Origin of the sequence: Burkholderia sp. E168m22, from assembly GCF_001319805.1 — a bacterium.
Lineage (GTDB): Bacteria > Pseudomonadota > Gammaproteobacteria > Burkholderiales > Burkholderiaceae > Burkholderia > Burkholderia orbicola.
Genome location: NZ_BBSK01000100.1, coordinates 1 through 1492, shown reverse-complemented (window position 1 = coordinate 1492; position 1492 = coordinate 1). Strand labels below are relative to the sequence as shown.

At 70.4% G+C, this 1492-nt stretch carries 2 protein-coding genes; one reads left to right on the top strand and one right to left on the bottom strand.

The genetic code is table 11. From position 1 onward, the window contains the following. On the top strand, positions 1–922 hold a 922-nt coding region (locus AP428_RS22600), incomplete at its 5' end, for a lipase secretion chaperone (protein ID WP_054928390.1). Between the two features lie 30 nt (positions 923–952). On the opposite strand, the gene AP428_RS22595 is transcribed toward AP428_RS22600, so the two are convergent. Next, a partial coding sequence (locus AP428_RS22595) for an aminotransferase class I/II-fold pyridoxal phosphate-dependent enzyme (protein WP_156349349.1) occupies positions 953–1492 on the bottom strand: 540 nt, incomplete at its 5' end.

Sequence of the window (1492 nt, the reverse complement as noted above, 5' to 3'; positions counted from 1 at the left end):
CGGCACGGGCGCCGCGGGTGACGCGCCGGATGCGGCCGCGGTGGGCGGCGTGGCGGCCGCCGCACCGCAGGCCGCCGTGCCGGCGAGCGCGGGCCTGCCGCCGTCGCTGGCCGGCTCCAGCGCGCCGCGCTTGCCGCTCGATGCAGGCGGCCATCTGGCGAAGTCGCGTGCGGTACGCGATTTCTTCGACTATTGCCTGACCGCGCGGAGCGACCTGAGCGCGGCCGCGCTCGATGCGTTGGTCGTGCGCGAGATCGCCGCGCAGCTCGACGGCACGGTCGCGCAGGTGGAGGCGCTCGACGTGTGGCACCGGTATCGCGCGTATCTCGATGCGCTCGCGACATTGCGCGATGCGGGTGCGGTCGACAAGTCCGACCTCGGCGCGTTGCAGCTCGCGCTCGATCAGCGCGCGTCGATCGCGTACCGCACGCTCGGCGACTGGAGTCAGCCGTTCTTCGGTGCGGAGCAGTGGCGGCAGCGCTATGACCTCGCACGATTGAAGATCACTCAGGATCGCTCACTGACGGATGCGCAGAAGGCCGAGCGGCTCGCGGCGCTCCAGCAGCAGATGCCGGCCGACGAGCGCGCGGCGCAGCAGCGGGTGGACCGGCAGCGCGCCGCGATCGACCAGATCGCGCAATTGCAGAAGAGCGGCGCGACGCCCGATGCGATGCGCGCGCAACTGACGCAGACGCTCGGCCCCGAGGCCGCCGCGCGCGTCGCGCAGATGCAGCAGGACGATGCGTCGTGGCAGAGCCGTTACGCGGATTATGCGGCGCAGCGTGCGCAGATCGAATCGGCCGGCCTGTCGCCGCAGGATCGCGATGCACAGATTGCCGCATTGCGGCAGCGTGTATTCACGAAGCCCGGCGAAGCCGTGCGCGCGGCATCGCTCGATCGCGGCGCGGGCAGCGCGCATTGACGAAGCGGGCGCCGCCGTGTGCGGCGCGCTTCACGCCGCGCGCGTGATGTTTCGCGGCAGATGTTGCTCGATGGTGTTGGCGAGCGTGTCGAACGCGGGCCGGATGCCTTCGTGCGCGACGCAGGCATAGCCGAGCAGCAGGCCCTGCCGCGCGGTGTCGAGGTTGCTGTAGTAGCTGGTGAGCGGGCGCACGATCACGCCCGCGTCGAATGCGCTCTGTGTGACTGCGCGATCGTCGCACGCGTCAGGCAGGCCGAGCACCAGATGCAGGCCGGCCTCGTCGCCCATCACCGGCAGCGCGTCGCCGAAGCGCGCGCGGATCGCGTCGATCATCAGTTGCCGGCGCTCGCCGTACAGCGTGCGCATTCGTCTGACGTGCGAAGTGAGGTGGCCGTCCATGATGAATTCGGCGAGCACGGCCTGCTGCATCAGCTGGCCTTCCCGATACAGCTCCGACAGCCCGGTGCGGAACGTGTCGACCAGATGCTCGGGCACGACCATGTAGCCCATCCGCAACCCGGGGAACAGCATCTTGCCGAGACTGCCGACGTAGATCACGCGGCCGCCGTC